The organism is Shinella sp. H4-D48 (assembly GCF_022637395.1).
GTDB classification, from domain to species: Bacteria; Pseudomonadota; Alphaproteobacteria; order Rhizobiales; family Rhizobiaceae; genus Shinella; species Shinella sedimenti.
The window spans coordinates 1,867,787-1,888,858 of record NZ_CP093337.1 but is presented as its reverse complement, the minus strand read 5'-3'; the positions used below and the strand labels follow the sequence as shown (position 1 = coordinate 1,888,858).

19 protein-coding genes and 4 tRNA genes are annotated in these 21,072 nt (G+C 61.8%); 14 read left to right on the top strand and 9 right to left on the bottom strand.

Translation table 11 applies throughout. From position 1 onward, the window contains the following. Positions 1-239 precede the first annotated feature (239 nt). From MNR02_RS09235 to recJ, 3 genes are all read left to right on the top strand, one after another. Positions 240-1,460 (top strand): LL-diaminopimelate aminotransferase, encoded by a 1,221-nt coding sequence (locus MNR02_RS09235; protein WP_241946608.1) that lies wholly within the window; start codon positions 240-242, stop codon positions 1,458-1,460. A gap of 54 nt (positions 1,461-1,514) precedes the next feature. Continuing rightward, entirely contained in the window at positions 1,515-2,837 is a 1,323-nt protein-coding gene (locus MNR02_RS09230; RefSeq protein ID WP_241946607.1) for a homoserine dehydrogenase, read from the top strand. 212 nt (positions 2,838-3,049) lie between these two features. Beyond that, positions 3,050-4,858, top strand: a complete 1,809-nt coding sequence (recJ, locus tag MNR02_RS09225) for a single-stranded-DNA-specific exonuclease RecJ (RefSeq protein WP_241946606.1) — start codon at positions 3,050-3,052, stop codon at positions 4,856-4,858. Positions 4,859-4,892: 34 nt separating this feature from the next. On the opposite strand, the gene MNR02_RS09220 is transcribed toward recJ, so the two are convergent. The 5 genes from MNR02_RS09220 to MNR02_RS09200 form a co-directional block, all read right to left on the bottom strand. Beyond that, positions 4,893-4,967: transfer RNA gene (locus MNR02_RS09220), tRNA-Glu, on the bottom strand. A gap of 138 nt (positions 4,968-5,105) precedes the next feature. After that, positions 5,106-5,180, bottom strand: a tRNA-Glu gene (locus tag MNR02_RS09215). A gap of 136 nt (positions 5,181-5,316) precedes the next feature. Beyond that, positions 5,317-5,391, bottom strand: a tRNA-Glu gene (locus MNR02_RS09210). A gap of 144 nt (positions 5,392-5,535) precedes the next feature. After that, entirely contained in the window at positions 5,536-6,801 is a 1,266-nt protein-coding gene (locus tag MNR02_RS09205; protein WP_241946605.1) for a YcbK family protein, read from the bottom strand. A gap of 339 nt (positions 6,802-7,140) precedes the next feature. After that, the gene (locus tag MNR02_RS09200; protein ID WP_241946604.1) at positions 7,141-7,581 is read right to left on the bottom strand and encodes a VOC family protein; all 441 of its coding nucleotides are present in this window, start codon (positions 7,579-7,581) and stop codon (positions 7,141-7,143) included. Positions 7,582-7,776: 195 nt separating this feature from the next. Here MNR02_RS09200 and MNR02_RS09195 point away from each other — a divergent pair, with 195 nt between their 5' ends. The 10 genes from MNR02_RS09195 (at position 7,777) to MNR02_RS09150 (ending at position 16,647) form a co-directional block, all read left to right on the top strand. Beyond that, complete coding sequence (locus MNR02_RS09195; RefSeq protein ID WP_241595823.1) at positions 7,777-8,355, top strand: cold-shock protein; 579 nt, start codon at positions 7,777-7,779, stop codon at positions 8,353-8,355. A gap of 17 nt (positions 8,356-8,372) precedes the next feature. Continuing rightward, a complete protein-coding gene (locus MNR02_RS09190) occupies positions 8,373-8,852 on the top strand; it encodes a DUF192 domain-containing protein (RefSeq protein ID WP_241946603.1) in 480 nt (159 codons plus the stop codon). Positions 8,853-8,958: 106 nt separating this feature from the next. After that, a tRNA-Pro gene (locus tag MNR02_RS09185) sits at positions 8,959-9,035 on the top strand. A 277-nt stretch (positions 9,036-9,312) separates the two neighbouring features. After that, complete coding sequence (locus MNR02_RS22940) at positions 9,313-10,326, top strand: septal ring lytic transglycosylase RlpA family protein (RefSeq protein WP_305853952.1); 1,014 nt, start codon at positions 9,313-9,315, stop codon at positions 10,324-10,326. A gap of 70 nt (positions 10,327-10,396) precedes the next feature. After that, on the top strand, positions 10,397-11,560 hold the full coding sequence (locus tag MNR02_RS09175) for a D-alanyl-D-alanine carboxypeptidase family protein (protein WP_241946602.1): 1,164 nt from the start codon (positions 10,397-10,399) through the stop codon (positions 11,558-11,560). 128 nt (positions 11,561-11,688) lie between these two features. Continuing rightward, entirely contained in the window at positions 11,689-12,372 is a 684-nt protein-coding gene (tmk, locus tag MNR02_RS09170) for a dTMP kinase (RefSeq protein ID WP_241946601.1), read from the top strand. After that, on the top strand, positions 12,369-13,400 hold the full coding sequence (locus MNR02_RS09165; protein WP_241946600.1) for a DNA polymerase III subunit delta': 1,032 nt from the start codon (positions 12,369-12,371) through the stop codon (positions 13,398-13,400). Before tmk ends, MNR02_RS09165 begins: the two co-directional genes overlap by 4 nt. A 79-nt stretch (positions 13,401-13,479) precedes the next feature. Then, entirely contained in the window at positions 13,480-15,030 is a 1,551-nt protein-coding gene (gene metG, locus MNR02_RS09160; RefSeq protein WP_241946599.1) for a methionine--tRNA ligase, read from the top strand. 7 nt (positions 15,031-15,037) lie between these two features. After that, a complete protein-coding gene (locus tag MNR02_RS09155) occupies positions 15,038-15,817 on the top strand; it encodes a TatD family hydrolase (protein WP_241946598.1) in 780 nt (259 codons plus the stop codon). A gap of 2 nt (positions 15,818-15,819) precedes the next feature. After that, complete coding sequence (locus MNR02_RS09150; protein WP_241946597.1) at positions 15,820-16,647, top strand: MBL fold metallo-hydrolase; 828 nt, start codon at positions 15,820-15,822, stop codon at positions 16,645-16,647. Here the strand turns inward: MNR02_RS09150 and MNR02_RS09145 are convergent. Beyond that, a complete protein-coding gene (locus tag MNR02_RS09145) occupies positions 16,635-17,579 on the bottom strand; it encodes a phosphoribosylaminoimidazolesuccinocarboxamide synthase (RefSeq protein ID WP_241597716.1) in 945 nt (314 codons plus the stop codon). The two genes, MNR02_RS09150 and MNR02_RS09145, sit on opposite strands and share 13 nt — an antisense overlap. Before the next feature lie 184 nt (positions 17,580-17,763). After that, entirely contained in the window at positions 17,764-18,159 is a 396-nt protein-coding gene (locus MNR02_RS09140; protein ID WP_241946596.1) for a GFA family protein, read from the bottom strand. Between the two features lie 291 nt (positions 18,160-18,450). Between MNR02_RS09140 and MNR02_RS09135 the strand changes: the two genes are divergently transcribed. Beyond that, complete coding sequence (locus MNR02_RS09135) at positions 18,451-18,873, top strand: DUF4864 domain-containing protein (RefSeq protein ID WP_241946595.1); 423 nt, start codon at positions 18,451-18,453, stop codon at positions 18,871-18,873. A gap of 12 nt (positions 18,874-18,885) precedes the next feature. On the opposite strand, the gene tgt is transcribed toward MNR02_RS09135, so the two are convergent. Both tgt and queA read right to left on the bottom strand, forming a co-directional pair. Next, a complete protein-coding gene (gene tgt / locus MNR02_RS09130; RefSeq protein ID WP_241946594.1) occupies positions 18,886-20,016 on the bottom strand; it encodes a tRNA guanosine(34) transglycosylase Tgt in 1,131 nt (376 codons plus the stop codon). Continuing rightward, positions 20,013-21,071, bottom strand: a complete 1,059-nt coding sequence (gene queA / locus MNR02_RS09125) for a tRNA preQ1(34) S-adenosylmethionine ribosyltransferase-isomerase QueA (RefSeq protein WP_241946593.1) — start codon at positions 21,069-21,071, stop codon at positions 20,013-20,015. The genes tgt and queA overlap by 4 nt, the downstream gene beginning before the upstream one ends. Between the last annotated feature and the right edge of the window lies 1 nt (position 21,072).

Below are 21,072 nucleotides of genomic sequence, written 5' to 3'. Positions count from 1 at the left end.
AGGCGGCCCAAGGGCCGCCGGCGCGGGCGAAGCGTGTTCAATTCGAACGTTTTCGCCGCTGCATGATTCCTTGAATCGCGCACGATCCAAGGACAAAATTATGCGGCAATTGAAATGCTACTGCACCGTCTGCGCGCCAATTGTGGCGCGCAGACGGTGCAGTAGCGCCGGTTGATCGAATCGCGCGGGGTTTGCTCAGGCCAAGCCGGAGAAGGGCGCCGCGCCCAACGGGGTTGAAGATGGAAGAGTTTCACAAGGTCCGGCGTCTGCCGCCATATGTTTTCGAACAGGTCAACCGTTTGAAAGCAAGCGCGCGAGCGGGTGGTGCCGACATCATTGACCTTGGCATGGGCAACCCCGATCTGCCGACGCCCAAGGCGATCGTCGACAAGCTTTGCGAAGTCGTCCAGGATCCGCGCACGCATCGCTACTCATCTTCCAAGGGCATTCCGGGCCTTCGCCGTGCGCAAGCCGCCTACTACGCCCGCCGCTTCGGCGTGAAGCTGAACCCGGAGACGCAGGTCGTCGCCACGCTCGGCTCCAAGGAAGGCTTTGCGAACATGGCGCAGGCGATCACCGCGCCCGGCGACGTGATTCTTTGCCCGAACCCGACCTATCCGATCCACGCCTTCGGCTTCCTGATGGCGGGCGGTGTCATCCGCTCCATGTCCGTCGAGCCCGACGAGAGCTTTTTTCCGCCGCTCGAGCGCGCTGTGCGCCATTCGATCCCGAAGCCGCTGGCGCTGATCATCAACTACCCGTCGAACCCGACGGCACATGTGGCCACGCTCGATTTCTACAAGGACGTCATCGCGTTTGCGCGCAAGCACGACATCATCGTGCTGTCGGACCTTGCCTATTCGGAAATCTACTTTGACGACAACGCGGCGCCGCCGTCCGTTTTGGAAGTGCCCGGTGCCATGGACGTGACGGTGGAGTTCACCTCCATGTCCAAGACCTTCTCCATGCCGGGCTGGCGCATGGGTTTTGCCGTCGGCAATGAACGGCTGATTGCCGCGCTGACGCGCGTGAAGTCCTATCTCGACTACGGCGCCTTCACGCCGATCCAGGTTGCGGCCACACATGCGCTGAACGGCGACGGCTCCGACATTGCGGAAGTGCGCAACGTCTACAAGCGTCGCCGCGACGTAATGGTCGACACCTTCGGCAAGGCCGGCTTCGAGGTTCCGCCGCCGGCGGCCACCATGTTCGCCTGGGCGAAGATCCCGGAAAAGTTCCGCCATCTCGGTTCGCTGGAATTCTCCAAGCTGCTCGTCGAAAAGGCGGATGTGGCAGTTGCGCCTGGCGTCGGCTTCGGCGAGATGGGCGATGATTATGTGCGCCTCGCGCTCGTCGAGAACGAGCACCGCATCCGCCAGGCGGCGCGCAATATCAAGAAGTTCCTGTCGACGGCCGACGAGACGATGCACAACGTTATCTCGCTCAACGCCCATCGCTGAAATCCACCCTCCGCGGTCTGCGGAGGGTCTCTTCCAAAACGTTAGGACATGACCATGGCTGATGCCCTGAAGATCGGCATTGCGGGCTTGGGAACCGTTGGTGCCTCGCTCGCGAAGATTCTCGTCGAACGCAGGGACATGCTCACCACGACGTGCGGTCGCCCGATCGAGATCGTCGCGGTGACGGCCCGCACCAAGGGACGTGACCGTGGCATCGATCTTTCCGTAGCTGAATGGTTCGACGATCCGGCCGCCCTGGCGCGCGATGCGAAGATCGACGTCTTCGTAGAGCTGATGGGCGGGGCAGGCGACCCGGCGCTCGCGGCGGTAAAAGCCGCGCTGTCACGCGGCGTCCATGTCGTCACCGCCAATAAGGCGCTGCTCGCCGCCCATGGCGTCGAGCTTGCAGGCATCGCCGAGAAGAACGGCTGCATTCTGAATTACGAGGCGGCGGTCGCGGGCGGCATCCCGGTCATCAAGGCTTTGCGGGAATCGCTGACTGGCAACACGATCTCGCGCGTCTACGGCATCATGAACGGCACCTGCAACTACATCCTTACCAAGATGGAGAAGGAGGGCCTATCCTTCGAGGCGTGCCTCAAGGAAGCCCAGCGCCTGGGTTACGCCGAAGCCGATCCGGCCTTCGACATCGAGGGCAACGACACCGCCCACAAGCTCTCGATCCTGACGACGCTGGCCTTCGGTACGAAGATCGCGGCTGATGACATCTATCTCGAAGGCATCACCAACATCTCCATAGACGACATCCGCGCGGCGGCCGATCTCGGCTATCGCATCAAGCTCCTGGGCGTTGCACAAAAGACTGATACGGGCGTAGAGCAGCGTGTTCATCCGACCATGGTGCCGCTCGACAGCGTCATTGCGCAGGTGGATGGTGTGACGAATGCCGTCGCGATCGAATCGGACATCCTCGGCGAACTGCTGATGGTCGGTCCTGGTGCCGGCGGCAACGCCACGGCTTCCGCTGTGCTGGGCGACATTGCCGATATCGCAAAGAGCCGTCCCGGCGCGCAGACCGTTCCGGCACTCGGACGCCCGGCCGCCGCACTTTCCCCCTACAAGCGCGCGCAGATCCGCAAGCATCACGGCGGCTACTTCATCCGCCTTTCGGTCGAGGATCGCACCGGCGTCTTCGCCAGCATCGCCAAGCATATGGCGGAGAACGGCATCTCGCTCGAATCCATCGTGCAGCGTGCGCAGTCCACGGCCGAATCGACGGATCCGAAGACCATCATCCTCGTCACCCATGCGACGATGGAGGATTCCGTCCGCAAGGCCGTGGCATCGGTCAAGGCCGAGGGTTATCTGGTCGGCGAGCCGCAGGTGATTCGAATCGAGCGCCCGAAGACGGCCTGATTATCGCTGACCGCATTTCGGGACGGACTGGCTCGTCACTATAACCTTCTTCCGGCAACGAACGAGGGATTTGCCCCACGTTCTGTTTGGGGGCTTGGGGAAATTGGCGCGGTACTCTTCCTTCTTCCCTCTTACGGGGAGAAGGTGGTCGGCAGGCCGGGTGAGTGAGTGCAGGCCTTCAGATGCAGGGGCGTAAAACGACCGGAGCCGCGATGAGCATGTTGGAAAACGCCGATCCCGTCACCCGCGCCTTTCTCGGTGTCGAGCGCTCTGCGACCGGGCAGCGCTGGATGGCGCGGCTCGATCAGGCGGGAGAAAACCGCGCACTGGCGATGAGCCAGACCCACGGCCTGCCGGACCTGATCAGCCGGGTGCTGGCTGGTCGCGGCGTACCGTTTGAAAACGCGCTCGAATTTCTGGACCCGACATTGCGCCGGCTGATGCCGGAACCCTATAGCCTGTTGGACTGTGAAGCGGCCACCGAGCGGCTGGCGCGCGCCATTGCCAATCGGGAGCGTGTGGCGATCTTCGGCGATTACGATGTCGATGGGGCATCCTCGTCCGCACTGCTTTACCGTTTCCTCGTGCATTTCGGCATCGAGGCCGAAATCTACATTCCCGACCGCATTTTCGAAGGTTATGGCCCCAATCCGACGGCGATCGACCAGTTGATCGAACGCGGCGCACAACTGATCGTGACAGTCGATTGTGGCTCAACCAGCCACGAGTCGCTTGCCGTGGCGCGCGAACGCGGCGTGGATGTCGTGGTGATCGACCACCATCAGGTGGGCGTGGACCTGCCGCCCGCGCTTGCCCTGGTCAATCCGAACCGTGAAGACGATCTATCGGGGCAGGGGCACCTGTCGGCCGCCGGCGTCGTCTTCCTCGTGCTGGTCGCCCTGCAGCGGCTTCTGCGAGGGCGTGGCGATGCCCGCGCGGGGACGTTCGATCTTTTGTCCATGCTCGATATCGTAGCGCTGTCGACGGTTTGCGATGTCGTACCGCTCAAGGGCCTGAACCGTGCCTATGTCGTAAAGGGCCTCGTCGCCGCCCGTCATCTTGGCAACGCGGGATTGACTGCGTTGCTCAAGCAGGCCGGCATCGGCGGGCCCGTGACACCCTATCATCTCGGCTTCCTCGTCGGCCCCCGCATCAATGCTGGTGGGCGCATCGGGGACGCGGCGCTCGGTAGCCGGCTCCTCACCATCGATGAGCCCGGCGAGGCCGAGCGCATCGCCCGCCAACTGGACGAACTCAACCGCGAGCGTCAGGCGATGGAGGCGGCCATGCTGGCGGAGGCGGAGGCAGAGGCGCAGGCGGAATACGGCACAGGAGAGAACGCTTCCGTGATCATCACAGCCCGCGAGGGGTGGCATCCCGGCGTCGTTGGCCTACTTGCCTCCCGTCTCAAGGACCGGTTCCGGCGGCCGGCCTTCGCCATCGCCTTCGATCCATCCGGCAAGGGTACGGGCTCAGGCCGCTCGGTCAGCGGGTTCGATCTTGGGCGCATGGTGCGTGCGGCAGTGGATGAGGGCATTCTTGTCAAGGGCGGTGGGCATGCCATGGCGGCAGGCCTCACCGTGGAGCGCGCCAACCTTGGCCGGCTGCGCAGTTTCTTCGAGGAGCGTGCCGAGCGTGTCGTGCGCGATCTCGTGGCGGTGGAAACGCTGAAGATCGACGGCGCGCTCAGCGCCAGCGGCGCGACGCTCGCGCTTGCCGATCAGCTGGAACAGGCGGGGCCTTACGGGTCCGGACATCCGCAACCGATCTTCGCCTTGCCGGCGCATCGGATCCGCGATGTGCGACCCGTCGGCGTCAATCACTTGCGCGTCAGCCTGGAAGGCCCTGATGGTGGTCGTCTCGACGCCATGGCGTTTCGCGCAGCGGAAGCCGATCTCGGTCTTTTCCTGACGAAGGAACGCGGGCAGGCGGTGCATTTCGCCGGCACGCTTTCAGCCGACAGCTGGCAGGGCAACCGCCGCATACAGTTTCGTATTCTGGATGCCGCAAAGGTATTCTGAGCGCAGCTGTTTGTGGAAATATGGGAGAGGACCGTGGCACGCCCTAGGGGAGTCGAACCCCTCTTTTCAGAATGAAAATCTGACGTCCTAACCGATAGACGAAGGGCGCGTGCGGTGGGCGTCTTCTAATCAGGACAGCGGATTCGTGCAAGCCCTAAATGCAGGATTTTTCTATTTTTCTTGCCCTCAAACAAAGGCCGCAGAGCAAGCTCGAACAAGGAACGAAAAGTTTCTGAGGGAAGAACCGTGGCACGCCCTAGGGGAGTCGAACCCCTCTTTTCAGAATGAAAATCTGACGTCCTAACCGATAGACGAAGGGCGCGTGCGGTGGGCGTCTTCTAATCAGGACCGGCCGGATGCGCAAGACGAAAAATGCCGTAAGTCGCAACTTTTTCAATGCCGAACGCACGGCTCCGGATGATGGCGCGATACAAATATGGGACGGGAGAGAAGAGCCGTGGCACGCCCTAGGGGAGTCGAACCCCTCTTTTCAGAATGAAAATCTGACGTCCTAACCGATAGACGAAGGGCGCGTGCGGTGGGCGTCTTATAGAAGGGCGTTTTCGGTTCCGCAAGCGGGAAAAAGCCGTTGTGACAAAAAAATGAAAGGCCACCTCAACGGCGGCCTCCATGTCTTGAAAGCTGAGCGATCTCAGCTGTTTACGGCGGCGATGGCGCTACTTGCGCCGGCAGCGCCAGTTCCAGTCGCGCTCGGGGCCAATGTCGATATGAACAGACTCCGTATGGCAGTAGGTGCCCACACCGCCGCGGCCGGGCATGCTGCGCAGATATTCGGCGAGTTCCCATTTGCTTACACCGGCAATCTGGATATCGGCCGCCTCGCACCGCGTGTGCAGCGATTGCTTTGCACGGTTGACCTTCACATCGCGCAAGCCGGATGTGACGATGATGGGCTTGTCGTAATGGTGCTCGATCTTCTTGAGAACCTGCAGCAGTTCAGGCTTGAAACAGCCGGTCTTGACCTTCTCGGTCTGCAGCCACAGGCCGTTCGGCGCCAGGCGGGCAAGACCGGCCAGCGAGGCCACTTCCTTGAACTGCGGCGCGTCATCTTCGACTTCGTCGGATTCCGAATGGTTCGTCGAGAACATCGCGTTGGCGGTGGAAACGCCAGGCAGGGTTCCCAGTGACGCCTTCTGAGTCGTGCCGGCGGTGTCGCGGTTCAGCACCCGACGCTGTTGCGTGGCGAAGCGCTCGCCGTTGAATTCCTCCTTCGCCGCATCCCGCTTGTTAGCAAAGAGTGAGGCGAGGGTGACCTGCTTGCGCTTTCCGGTCTGCGTTTCCGGCACGCTGCCCACAGTGGCGGCAAGATTGTTCGTGCCTTCTTCGGCGGCAATCGCCATTTCGGCAGCGTTGAGGTTCTGCGGTTCCGCGACGAGCGCCGTGCGCGCTGTCTTCGGGATCGGACCGGTCTCCGGCAAGACAAGCGCCTGCTCGCCATCAGCCAATGGCTGCGCGTATGCGCCGACCTGCGGCATGTCCTCGACCGGCAGGCGCCCGCCCACCTCGGTCGCCTGCGCGGCGCCCGCGGCGTAGAGGCTCGTCGTTGCCGGATTGGTGCCGGTCCTCTCAGCTCCATAGGCGGTTCCCGACGGCGTCACCTGGCCACCATTGGAATAGATGCTGGCCCTGTTCGCATCGAGCGAAGCGGGCTGCATGACGAGGCCCGCCATCTCGGCCTTCTCCGCCTGTTGACCGGTCGCGGCCGGATCGGCCGCAGCCTCGGCAGACGCCGCTGCGGCGACGACAGGCGTGGTCGTTTCCTCGCCGCTCGCGGCGACGGTGTCGTCTTTTTCCCGGGCGGTCACGTTGTCCGCACGCAAATCTGTAGAGACTGCGGAAACGCAGCCCGAGAGTGTGGCGACCGAGACGGCCAGCAGCAATCCATACCGCAGCGTCTTGAGGCCGGGCCACTTTCCTTGCATGTCCTGCAAAGGCTTTCCCCCGCTTTCGACGTTCGGGCCTCCGATCTTGCCGCCGGAAAGGCCAATTCTTCAAACAGTCGCAACCGCAGTCGAGAAAGCCTTTTGGCCAAGCTGCGGTTGCCGCGATGTTAGCGCTTCAGCCGGTGGTGTAAAGGCTGGAGCGTCAGGTGCCGTGAGCGCAAATGGGCGCAATCCGGCCGAACAAAGGCCCGAATCGCCGCGTTACGCTTGAAGAACGGCCGGAAGGACAAGAAATCCCGGCCGAATACGGCGAAACGATGGTCTGACGGTGTTACCCTTAAGGCCCGGGGTTTGCCCGGGGCTTGCGCTTGGTGCGAATTACCAGTTGCCGGTATTCTGCATCGACGCCCAGGGTTCGGCCGGCGCAAGGTTTTCGCCCTTCTGCAGAATCTCGATGGAGATGCCGTCCGGCGAGCGCACGAACGCCATATGGCCATCACGCGGCGGGCGGTTGATGACGACTCCATTGTCCATCAGCTTCTGGCAGATGGCATAGATATCATCGACCTCATAGGCGAGGTGGCCGAAATTGCGCCCGCCGGCGTAATCCTCGCTGTCCCAGTTATAAGTGAGTTCAAGGCAAGGCGCAGCGTTCGCGCGCGCCGCCTCGACATCCGCGGGGGCGGCGAGGAAGATGAGAGTGAAGCGGCCCTTCTCGTTTTCGTACCGGCGAACTTCCTCAAGCCCGAAGAGCGTGCAGTAGAAGTGGAGGGACTGGTCGATGTCTTTGACGCGAACCATCGTGTGAAGATAACGCATGAAAATGTCCTCTGAACCCGGGATCAAGCGGAAGGTTATGGTTTTGTCAGCCTCAGGCAAGCCTTGAAGGCTACCAATGCAGCCGGCAAAAGTTTCAAGGGGGCTTGCGCAGTCGCATCGGGACAATGTTATTCTTATTCTCAAGAATCAGTTAACCGTAACTCATGTGACGCGTAAACGAGGGGCTGGCAGATCATGGCAGACAGGGTGTCTTCAAAGGAAATCACGGAGCGTGATGACCAGAGCAATGACGCCGTTGATCTGATCGAGATCACCGGGGTCATCAAGTGGTTCGACGTCGCCAAGGGGTTTGGCTTCATCGTGCCCGACAACGGCATGCAGGACATTCTCCTGCACGTGACTTGCCTGCGCCGTGACGGCTATCAGACCGTTCTGGAAGGTACGCGCGTCGTCGCGCTCGTCCAGAAGCGTGAGCGTGGACACCAGGCCTTCCGCATCCTGTCCATGGACCAGTCGACGGCCGTGCATCCCTCGCAGATGCCACCGGTGCGCACCCATGTGCAGGTCACGCCATCGAGCGGGCTCGAGCGCGTGCTGGTAAAATGGTTCAACCGTACCAAGGGCTTCGGCTTCCTGACGCGCGGCGAGGGCACCGAAGACATCTTCATTCATATGGAGACCCTGCGCCGCTTCGGCCTGACGGAACTACGGCCGGGCCAGGTCGTGCTGGTACGCTTCGGCGATGGTGAGAAGGGCCTGATGGCGGCTGAAATCCACCCGGATCTCCCGGTTGCGGGCAACAGGCCGCATTGATGGCTGTCGGCGCGCGAATGGCAGGCCTTTCACGTCTGGCCGGGTTTTTCGCGGCATTCTTTCTCCTGATTTCCTTTAGCGTTTCGGCTGCGGAAACGTTCGATACCCAGCCGCTGACCATCGTCACGCGCGACGGCCGCAGTCATGCCTTCACGGTTGAGTTGGCCGTAACGCCACGCCAGCGAGAGCAGGGCCTGATGCACCGCCACGAGATGGGGTCGGACCACGGCATGCTCTTCGCCTTTGGCGAGACGCGGCAGGTCTTCATGTGGATGAAGAACACCTATATCCCGCTCGACATGCTGTTCATCGCGAAGGACGGCAAGATCACCGCGATCAAGGAAAACGCCGAGCCCCATTCCGAATCGATCATCGATTCCAGGGGGCCGATCGACTATGTGCTGGAACTCAACGGCGGCACGGTCAAGCGCCTCGGCATCCGCACGGGCAATCGCATCCAGAACGAACTCGTGGACTCCATGCGCAAGGCGAAATAGCGCTAGGCAAAGCAGTTCTGGAGAATTCATCCACAAGCGCACGAAAACAACCGTTTGCTGTTGCGGCAGAGTTCAGATGCGTGTATCTCCCCATCGCCGGGACGGACGGAGTGTAGCGCAGTCTGGTAGCGCATCTGGTTTGGGACCAGAGGGTCGGGAGTTCGAATCTCTCCACTCCGACCACCGGCGAAATCTTCAGAACATTGTTCTCCGTGATCTCTGCAAGCGACTTTACCGGCAGTTCGCGGTGCCGTGTCGCAGCGCATTCACGCGCATCGACCGCATCAATATTAACCACGCATAAACCATAATTCGCGGAAGCCGCGCCGCAGTTTGGCGTTCGCTCGCAATTTCGCCACGTTGCTGGCATGATTAACGCACTGTTATTTACTGAGTGGCATTGACGGTCGACTTTGCAGGGGCAGGGTTAGGCTGGCACACCGTCGGGGACAATAGCGGCGTGGGACATAAAGACATCAAGAACACCGTGAACCGATTTGGCACGGCCCTCCGGTTCATCGCGATTCCGCTTGTATGCGCGGGCCTTGCAGCCTGCGCGACAACGACTGCGCCGACCAAGAAGAAACCCCGCAGCAAGGAATTCTTTGCCGAATCCGAATATGGCGTGAAGGCAAGTCCGCGCGTCGTCGAGGAGGGGCAGGCCGTTCCCAAGGGCGGTGGCCGCTATCAGGTGGGCAAGGCCTACCAGGTGCGCGGCAAGTGGTACCAGCCCAAGGAAGAGATGGGCTACAACAAGACGGGGCTCGCTTCCTGGTATGGTTCCGCCTTCCATGGCCGCCGTACGGCCAATGGCGAGGTCTACGACAAGTACCATCTGTCCGCTGCGCATCCGACATTTCCGCTGCCCAGCTATGCGCGCGTCACGAACATGGAAAACGGTACGTCCGTCGTCGTGCGCGTCAACGACCGCGGCCCGTTCCATGAAGGGCGTGTGATCGACGTCTCCTCCAAGACGGCCGACCTGCTCGACATGAAACGCACCGGCACGGCGAAGGTCCGGGTGCAATATGTCGGCAAGGCGCCGCTCGAGGGCAACGATATGCCCTATCTCATGGCATCCTATGTCACGAAGGGCTCGCGGGTTCCCGCTGCCGATCCCGGCGGCCAGATTGCAACGGGCGTGATGGTGGCGTCCGCCGACAGCCGTTCGCTGCCGAGCGACGGTTCCGGCACGCTTTCTGCTCCCACGGGCAGTGCGATGACGGCGCTTGCCAACACCGCAGCCCAGGAAAGCACGCCGTTCCAGGTGATGGAGCAGTTCGTTTCGCTGCCCGATATCGGGCCGATGCCGATGGAGCGTCCGAATTTCGTGCCCCAGCTATCCGCAGATCCGAGCTACGCAGCGGCTTATGCGGACGAGCGCGTGCGTGATGCCTCCGGCGCTTTCGACGCGATCCTCACCATCGACGGCAAACTGACGCCGCTTTCCGCACTCGCCGATAACGCCGGCTGATCGTAGCGGTTATCAAAGCCGTTTGCGATTGCCGCGTGCCTATGGGAATGTGACGGCATCCGGAGTCGTCATGCATCATCGTCTGTTCATTCTTCTCGCTTTCCTCGTCTTGATGCCGGGCTTCGCGCTGGCTCAGTCTGCAGCGCCGCAGGCCGGTTTCGACGTAAAGGCGAAGCAGGTCTACCTGATCGAGGCGGAGACCGGCACAGTGCTTTTCGCACGGGCTGAAGACGAGCCGGTGCCCGCCGCCTCGCTTGCCAAGCTGATGACCATGGCGACGGTCTTCAAGGCTCTGGCGGCCGGCGAAACCACGCTGGAAACGCAATATCCCGTCAGCGAATATGCCTGGCGCACGGGCGGCGCGCCGTCGCGCACCTCGACGATGTTTGCCGCGCTGAAATCGAATATCCGCGTCGAGGACCTCATTCGCGGCATTGCGGTGCAGTTCGCCAACGATGCCTGCATCATCCTCGCCGAGGGGCTGGCCGGTTCGGAAAGTGCCTTTGCCGAGCGCATGACGAGGGAGGCGAGGGCGCTCGGGCTGGAACGCTCGGTCTTTGCCAATGCCACCGGCCTGCCGAACCCTGATAACAAGGTGACGATGCGCGAGATGGTGGCTCTCGCCCGCCACCTCCAGACGACCTATCCAGACCGGATGGGTTACTTTGTCGAGCCGGAATTTGAGTGGAACAGGATCGCGCAGCGCAACCGCAATCCGCTTCTGGCGCTGAACATCGGCGTGACCGGCTTTGTTACGGGGTTCTCCGAAGAGGGTGGCTATTCCATCGTCGCTGCGGTCAACCGCGACGGCAAGCACCTGCTGCTGGCCATGAGCGGGCTTGAGAACGACAAGGTCCGCATCGACGAATCGCGCCGGATCATCGAATGGGCACTGTCGTCCTTCGAGCGGCGTACGCTCTTCCGCGAAGGCGAGACGATTGCCGATGCGAGCGTCTATGGCGGGGCAAGCGGCAAGGTGCCGCTGGTGGCTGGCGAGCAGGTCGATGTCTTCCTGCCGAAGGACAATTCGCAGCGCCTGGTCGCCCGCGTGGTCTACACCTGGCCGCTGCGGGCGCCTGTCCAGCCGGGGCAGGCCGTCGGCACGCTCCGGATATCCAACGAGAAACAGCTGCTGCGCGAGGTTCCGGTGAAGACTGCGGGAACGGTCGCTGTCGGCCCCCTTCGCTCGCGGGCGCTGGATGCGCTGCTGGAACTCTTCTTCTTCTGGATCTGAACGGTCAGGACGGGGCGAAAAGCGTTTCGCCTACCGGAAACATGGGGTAGTAGTGGTCCGATTCATCTCGGCCCTGCCGGATTTCGACTGAAGACGCCGCGTTGCGGCCAAAGCAACGGAAACAGGATTTGTCTGCCGCACCCGGTTTGTTTGTCACGTTCGAAGGCGGCGAGGGCGCCGGAAAGTCGACGCAGATCCAGCTTCTCGCACAGGCCTTGCGCGCGCGCGGCATGACAGTGCTCACGACGCGCGAACCCGGCGGCTCGAAAGGCGCGGAAGCCGTGCGTCACGTTCTCCTTTCCGGCGCCGCGGAACCGTACGGCATCCGCATGGAGGCGATCCTGTTTGCCGCCGCGCGCAGCGATCATGTCGAACAGGTCATCCGTCCGGCCCTTGCGGCGGGCAGCGTCGTGCTCTGTGATCGCTTCATGGATTCTTCGCGCGTTTATCAGGGCATTACCGGCAATCTTGAGCAGCCCTTCATCGAGGCGTTGGAGCGGGTCGCAGTCAATGGCGTCATGCCGGACTGTACGGTGATTTTTGACCTGCCGGCCGCCATCGGCCTCGAGCGTGCCCGCAAGCGCGCGACCGGACCGAACGAGCAACCCGACCGTTTCGAAAAGGAAGAGTTGCAGACCCACGAGAAGCGGCGCGAGGCCTTCCTCGATATCGCGGAACGCGAACCGCTGCGCTGCCGGGTCATCGATGCGACGAGGACGCAGGAGACGATTGCGGCGGACGTTCTCGCCATCATCGAGCCACTGCTGCCCATCACTGCCGCGCGTCGGCCGGACCCGGAGCACGTTTCGTGAGCGACGAGCGGCCGGGCATTCTGGATGGGGCGGTCCATCCCGCCGAGCAGACGAAACTCTTCGGCCATGCCGAGGCGGAAGATTTCCTGGCGCGCTCCTATCGCTCGGGCAAGGGCCACCACGCCGTCCTCATGGAGGGGCAGGAGGGCATTGGCAAAGCGACGCTCGCCTTTCGCTTTGCCAACCATGTGCTGCATCACCCCGAGCCGTCGTTAGCACCGGAGAGCCTTGTCGCGCCTTCGCTCGCCTCGCCGATCACCCGCCAGCTGGCGGCCGGCTCCTCGCACAATCTGCTGCACCTCACCCGCCCGGTTGACGAGAAAAGCGGCAAGGTGAAATCAGCCATCACCGTGGATGAGGTGCGCAAGGCCGGAAAATTCCTGGCACAGACATCAGGCACGGGCAACTGGCGCATCGTCATCATCGATCCCGCGGACGATCTCAATCGGAACGCTGCCAACGCCATTCTGAAAATCCTGGAGGAGCCGCCAAAGCGCGCGCTCTTCCTCGTGCTGACCCATGCGCCGGGCAAGCTGTTGCCGACCATCCGCTCGCGCTGCATGCCGCTGGCGCTGGCGCCATTGTCTGATGCCGATCTCGTTTCCGCCCTCGATAGCCTCTCCGTCGCACCGTCTGGTGAGCGGGCAGGGGCGCTGATCGCCGCCGCTCATGGCAGTGTTTCTGAGGCACTGAAGCTGGTGAATTACGGCGGCTTCGATATCGTGGAGGCTTTCCGTGCCATCGTCGGCGGGCCTGCGGAGCCACCGCGTCGAGACGTGCACAAGCTCGCCGACGTGCTCTCCGCGAAAGATAGCGACACCGTCTTTTCCTTCTTCTGCCAGCACGCGGCGGATTTCGTGACGGACAGCGCCCGCGCGGCGGCCCTCGCCGGCGACATCACCCGCGCCGACCGCCTCGCCCAGCTTTCCTCGCAGCTCAGCGAGCGGATCGCCATCGCGCAGGGCTACAATCTCGATCGCAAGCAGACGATCATCACCGTACTCGACGACATCAGGGCGGCGCTTTAAGCAACTTGCTGTTTCCCTCTGCGGCGGCATGGTCTAATACCTTGCGGCAACGCACAACCGAAAACAGAACGTAGCCTTCATGACCGACACGTCCCGCTTCTACATCACGACCGCTATTTCCTATCCCAACGGCAAGCCGCATATCGGCCATGCCTATGAGCTGATCGCCACCGATGCCATGGCGCGCTACCAGCGGCTGGACGGACGCGATGTGTTCTTTCTGACGGGCACGGACGAGCACGGCCAGAAGATGCAGCAGACCGCACGGAAGGAAGGTATCACGCCGCGGGAGTTGGCGGATCGGAATTCAAAAGAATTCAAGGATATGGCCGCTCTTCTTAACGCATCGAACGATGATTTCATTCGCACCACCGAGCAGCGGCATTACGAAGCCTGCGCCGAGATCTGGCGCCGGATGGAAGCCAGTGGCGATATCTACAAGGGCGGCTATGCAGGATGGTATTCCGTCCGGGACGAAGCCTATTACCAGGAGAGCGAGACCGAGAAGCGTGACGACGGCGTACGCTACGGCCCGCAGGGCACACCCGTCGAATGGGTCGAGGAGGAGAGCTACTTCTTCAAGCTTTCGGCCTATCAGGATCGCCTTCTGAAGCACTACGAGGACAACCCCGACTTCATCGGTCCGGCCGAGCGCCGCAACGAGGTCATCTCGTTCGTCAAGTCCGGCCTCAAGGATCTGTCGGTGTCGCGCACGACCTTCGATTGGGGTATTCCGGTTCCCGGCGACCCGGATCATGTGATGTATGTCTGGGTGGATGCGCTGACCAACTACATCACCGCCACCGGTTACCTGACCGATCCCGAGGGACCGCGTGCGAAGTACTGGCCGGCGAACATCCACATCATCGGCAAGGACATCATCCGCTTCCACGCCGTCTACTGGCCGGCTTTCCTGATGTCGGCCGGCGTGCCGTTGCCGGAGCGGGTCTTCGCCCACGGCTTCCTGCTCAACAAGGGCGAGAAGATGTCGAAGTCGTTGGGCAATGTGGTTGACCCGGTCAACCTCGTCAGCCATTTCGGCCTCGATCCCATCCGCTACTTCTTCCTGCGCGAAGTCTCCTTCGGCCAGGACGGAAGCTATAGCGAGGAAGGTATTGCGACCCGTATCAATTCGGATCTCGCCAATGGCATCGGCAATCTGGCGAGCCGCTCGCTGTCGATGATCGTCAAGAACTGCGACGGCAAGGTGCCGGAATGCGGTGAACTGACGGACGCCGACCGCGGGATGCTCGCCTCCGTCGACGCCCTGCATGCCCTTACGCGTGAGGACATGGGCAAGCAGCAGATTCACAAGGCGCTGGCTGCTATCATCGCCGTCGTCTCGGAGGCCGACCGTTACTTCGCGGGCGAGGCGCCTTGGGCACTCAAAAAGACCGATTCCGTGCGTATGGGCACCGTGCTCTATGTGACGGCGGAAGTGGTGCGGCAGATCGCAATCCTGCTGCAGCCCTTCATGCCTGAATCGGGCGGGAAACTGCTGGATCTGGTCGGAGCTCCCGCCGACAAGCGCGATTTTGCGGCACTTGGCGCGGCCGGCCGGCTGGTCAGCGGCAAGCCGTTGGAAGCACCGGCCCCGGTCTTCCCGCGCTACGTGGCGCCCGAGGCGTAAGGCTACCATGTTGATCGACACCCACTGCCATCTGGACTTTCCGGACTTTGCGGCGGAGCGCGACGATATCGTCGCGCGTGCGCACGCGGCCGGTGTGAAGCAGATGATCACCATCTCGACGCGGGTGCGGAAATTTCCAGAAATACTGGCGATCGCCGAGACCTATCCGAGCGTGTTCTGCTCGGTCGGCACACATCCGCACAATGCGGATGAGGAACTCGATATTACCGTGGCGGAGCTTGTAGCGTTGTCCCGGCATCCGCGCGTTGTAGCGATCGGGGAGGCGGGTCTCGATTATTTCTACGACAACGCGCCGCGTGATGCGCAGGCGACCGGCCTGCGCAATCACATTGCCGCTGCCCGGGAAACCGGTCTGCCGCTCGTCATCCACAGCCGCTCCGCGGACGACGACATGGCGGCCCTCCTGACGGAGGAAACGGGGAAGGGCGCTTTCCCGTTCCTGCTGCATTGCTTCTCGTCCGGTCCGGACCTCGCCCGCGTCGGTGTGGAGCTGGGCGGTTATGTCTCCTTCTCGGGCATCCTGACCTTCCCAAAGTCGGAAGAAATCCGCGAAATCGCCAAGACCGTGCCGCCGGAGCGCATGCTGGTCGAGACCGACGCTCCCTACCTTGCGCCAAAACCGTTCCGCGGCAAGCGCAACGAGCCCGCCTATGTCGCGCACACGGCAGCGGTGCTGGCCGAGACTATTGGCGTGAGCACCGATGACATCGCGCGCATAACGACCGAGAACGCCTTCCGTATCTTCTCGAAGATGCCACGGGTGTAGCCGTGGTCTATCGTCGGCGCTTCACCATTCTCGGCTGCGGCTCGTCGCCCGGCGTGCCGCGCATCACCGGCGATTGGGGCGCCTGCGATCCGCAAAATCCGAAGAACCGGCGGACGCGCGCGTCCTTCCTGGTGGAGCAGTTCGGGCCGCATGGCGTGACGACCGTCGTCATCGATACGGGGCCTGACTTCCGCACGCAGATGATCGCAGCCGGCGTCGCCGAGATTGATGCCGTTCTCTATACGCATCCCCACGCCGATCATATTCATGGCATCGATGACATCAGGGGATTCGTGCTCCAGAACCACCGCCAGGTGCCGATCTGGGCCGATGAGCCGACCATGGAGCGCATTCGCGAGGGCTTCGGCTATTGCCTGAAAACGCCCGCCGGCAGCATGTATCCGCCGATCATCACGGAGAACCTGATAGAGCCGAAGGACGCGCCGGTGACCATCGATGGGCGAGGGGGTGCCATAACCTTCCGGCCTCACCTCCAGGTGCACGGCCAGATCCATTCGCTGGGCTTTCGAATCGGTGATGTCGCCTACTGCTCCGACGTCAGCGATTTTTCCGAGGAAACCGTGTCGCGTCTGCAGAACCTCGATATGCTGATCATCGACGCGCTGCAGTACCGCTATCACTCCAGCCACCTGTCACTCAGCCAGGCGCTGGAATGGATCGATCGGTTGAAGCCGTCCCGCGCGATCCTGACACACATGCATGTGCCGCTCGATTACGACACCGTGCAACGGGAAACGCCCGATCACGTCGAGCCGGCCTACGACGGCCTGAGCTTTGAAATCACGCTGACTGACGATCAGGTGAAGTAAGGCGCCAGATTCTTACGGATGCGGTCGAGAACCGTGTTATCGGAAAGGTCGGGTACGAACGTGTTTCCAGTAATCTGTTCAAAGGCCTGGATATAAACCTTGGATGTCTGCTCGACCAGTTCGCGCGGAATTTCCGGTATTGCGTCCTTGTAGGGATCACAGCGTTCGGTGACCCAGGCGCGCACGAAATCCTTGTCGAAGCTCGCCGGGCGGCCGCCTGAGGCGAAACTCTTCTCGTAACTGTCGGCAATCCAGTAGCGGCTGGAATCGGGCGTATGGATTTCGTCGGCCAGCACGATACGGCCGTCCTTGTCCGTGCCGAACTCATATTTGGTATCGACGAGGATCAGTCCTCGTTCGGCAGCTCGCGCCTGTCCGCGTGCAAAGAGCGCCAGCGCATAGCGCGATACCGTTTCCCACTGGTCCGGCGTCAGCAGGCCTTGGGCGAGGATTTCCGCGCCCGACAGCGGCTCATCATGGCCGCCATCGAAGGCCTTGCTGGTGGGCGTGATGATCGGTTCCGGAAGTTTCTCATTGTCGCGAAGGCCATCCGGCAGCGTGATGCCGTACATCTCGCGCTCGCCCTTGCGATACTTGGTCAGGATCGACGTGCTGGTCGTTCCGGCGAGATAGCCACGCACAACGATCTCGACCGGCAGGATGTCGAGCCGCGTGCCGATCACGACATTCGGGTCCGGATAGGACTGGACGTGGTTCGGGCAGATATCGGCGGTTTCCTCGAACCAGTAGCGCGCTGTCTGCGTCAGGACCTGGCCCTTGAACGGAATGGCCGTCAGGATGACGTCGAATGCGCTGAGCCTGTCCGTCGCGATAATGATACGGCTGCCATCCGGCAGATCGTAATTCTCGCGAACCTTGCCATTGTAGCGGTTCGGCAATTCCGGAATGTAGGCGTCGGAGAGAATGCGCAAATCGCTCATGGATGAAGGCTTTCGCTGTTGGTTCCGTCTGCCGTTTCGCTTAAGGCTGGGAGAGGTTCCGGGTCAAGGCGGAAACCGATTTTCCAGCGCCTTTGGCGTATTTCGTCGAGACATTAGTTCCATAATCTATATTATGTGATTTTCGTATGGACTGAACCGAACCCACCGATTTGCCTTACTCGTCCTCGAAACGCCCCTCGTTATCCCTGTCACGTTCGTAGTGTTTCTTCACAGGAAATGGCGGTAACCAGGACTCGCGGCGGATGGTCCAGAGTTCGTAGCTCGGTGCGAACTGGTCCGGTGCGTCAAGTGAGCCCAGGTTCACTTCGATCTCGTCTTCGCTGCGTGAGAAGACGGACGAACCGCAACGCGGACAGAAGAAGCGGCCCTGATAGTCCTGTGTCTCGCCCTGCACCGTCACCGCCTCCTCGTCAAAGATCGCCGACGCATGGAACAGCGCGCCATGGTGCTTGCGGCAGTCCATGCAATGACACAGGCCGACGCGATACGGCTGTCCCACCGCCTCGATACGGACGGCACCGCAAAGACAACCCCCCGTGAGCCGCTGCATGTTTCGACCTCCACTCCCGTCGTTATACCCCGGCAGCTTAGGCCAATTCACCCGGCGTCGCATGGACTATTTCCCTTGCAAGAGCCGGCATAGGGGCGGTCATCTTCGTAGGCTAAAATTCATCTGTTTACATCGCGGGGAATGAGATAATTAGATTAAAATTATCTCATAATATATTGAAATATAAAATAAAAACTAGCATATCAGCATCAGTGAAATTTTCGGTTTTCTTTTCAGATTTTTGTGAGGAAACAGGGTATTCTGCCTCAAGATCGGAGTGAGGAGCGTGCCATGAGGTGTCCTGCCGCCATATTCCTGTGTCTCTATTCGCCCTTGCTCTTGCCGTCAGCTGCGGTGGCAGCCGAGCCGCTGGATACAGTCCAGAGTACCATCGAAAGCCAGATCGCAGCGTTCCTGAACGACGATGCGGCAACCGCATACGCATTCGCCTCGCCGGCCATCCGCGAAAAATTCGCAACCGAGGACGCCTTCTTCGACATGGTCAGGAAAAGCTATGCACCCGTTTATCGCGCCGGCAACTTTGCGTTCGGTCGATCGAAGATCGTTGGCGACATGGTGGTGCAGGAGGTGTTGATATCAGGGCCTGACGGCAAGGACTGGACGGCACTCTACCAGCTCCTGCGACAACCGGACGGCAGTTATAGAATTAACGGCGTGCATATCGTGCGCGCGGCGCCGGGTCCTGAAATCTGAAAGCGCGGGCAGTCAGAGCGGGGCGACATCGCCCCTCGCCCAGTTCTCCTGCGTCTCGGCCATGAAGTCGGCGAAACGGCTCTCCTCGATCGCCTTTCGCATGCCGGCCATCAAGTCCTGATAATAAGAGAGATTATTCCACGTCAGCAGCATGCCGCCGAGGGATTCGTTGGCGCGAATGAGGTGGTGCAGATAGGCGCGCGAATAATCGCGGGCCGCTGGGCAGTTCGATTCTTCGTCCAGCGGACGCGTGTCCTCGGCATGGCGGGCGTTGCGCAGGTTGATGCGGCCGCGTCGGGTGAAGGCCAGGCCATGGCGGCCCGAGCGGGTTGGCATAACGCAGTCGAACATGTCGATGCCGCGTGCGACGGATTTCAGCATATCGTCGGGTGTGCCCACGCCCATCAGGTAACGCGGCTTTTCGAAGGGCATGTGTGGAATGGTCGTGTCGATCATGTCGAGCATGACGTCCTGCGGCTCGCCCACCGCAAGGCCGCCGATTGCATAGCCCTTGAGATCCAGCCCCGCGAGCGCCTGGGCGGAGCGCACGCGCAGATGCGGGATATCGCCACCCTGCACGATGCCGAACATCGCCTTGCCGGGCTGGTCGCCGAAGGCCACCTTGCAGCGCTCGGCCCAGCGCAGCGACATTTCCATGGCGCGTTCGATTTCCGTGGGCGATGCCGGCAGCGCCACGCATTCGTCGAGCTGCATCTGGATATCGCTGTCGAGCAGGCCCTGGATTTCGATGGAGCGTTCCGGCGACATGTGGTGCAGCGCACCGTCCACATGGCTCTTGAACGTCACACCCTGCTCGTCGAGCTTGCGCAGGCCCGAGAGCGACATGACCTGGAATCCGCCCGAATCCGTCAGGATCGGATACGGCCAGCGGATGAGGTCGTGCAGGCCGCCCAGGCGCGCGACGCGCTCCGGGCCGGGCCGCAGCATCAGGTGATAGGTGTTGCCGAGAATGATGTCGGCGCCAAGCTCTCGGACCTGGTCAAGATACATCGCCTTGACCGTGCCGACCGTGCCGACCGGCATGAAGGCGGGGGTGCGAATGGTGCCGCGCGGCATCAAAACCTCACCGCGACGGGCCTTGCCATCCGTGGCGAGAAGCTTGAACTGGAAGGTTTCGGTCATGCGTCGTCCCGGAAAAGCAGGCTGGAATCGCCGTAGGAATAAAAACGGTAGCCGGTCGAAATGGCATGCGCATAGGCGCCGCGCATCGTCTCCAGACCGGAAAAGGCCGAAACGAGCATGAACAGCGTCGATTTCGGCAGATGGAAGTTCGTCATCAGGATATCGGCCGTGCGGAAGCGGTAGCCCGGCGTGATGAAAATACCCGTCGCACCGGACCATGGCTTGATCGTGCCGTCTTCGTCGGCAGCACTTTCCAGCAGGCGAAGCGACGTCGTGCCCACGGAGACGATGCGGCCGCCCCTCGCCTTCACGGCATTCAGCGCTGCGGCGGTCTCCTCGGAGACGTGACCGATTTCTTCATGCATGACATGCTCGGTCGTGTCGTCGGCCTTAACCGGCAGGAAGGTGCCGGCCCCGACATGCAGCGTCACAAAATGCCTGTCGACGCCGAGCGCATCGAGCTTTTCGAACAGCGCGTCGGTGAAGTGCAAGCCGGCAGTCGGCGCGGCCACGGCGCCCTCCTCGCGGGCGTAGATTGTCTGGTAATCCTTCCGGTCCGCCTCGTCTTCGGCGCGCTTGGAGGCAATGTAGGGCGGTAGAGGAATATGGCCGACGGTCGCGATGGCGCGGTCGAGTTCAGGGCCGGTCGCATCGAAATGCAGCGTGACCTCGCCGCCCTCGCCCTTGTTTTCCACGGTCGCCCAGAGCGTGCCGAAGGCGATGCGGTCGCCCGGCTTGATGCGTTTGCCGGGCTTGGCAAATGCCTTCCAGCGGTCGCCGGCGATGCGCATGTGAAGGGTGGTCGACACAGCCTGTCGGCCAGCGCCCTCCCGATGGCGGATGCCTTCCAGCTGGGCGGGGATGACGCGCGTATCGTTGAAAACAAGCGCATCCCCTGCCCTGAGCAGCGACGGCAGATCGCCGACGGTGAAATCGTCGTAGGGCGACTGCGCGCCAGGACGCACCACAAGCAGCTTTGCCGCCTCGCGTGGCGTGACCGGGCGCAACGCGATGTTTTCTTCCGGCAGATCGAAATCGAAAAGGTCGACGCGCATG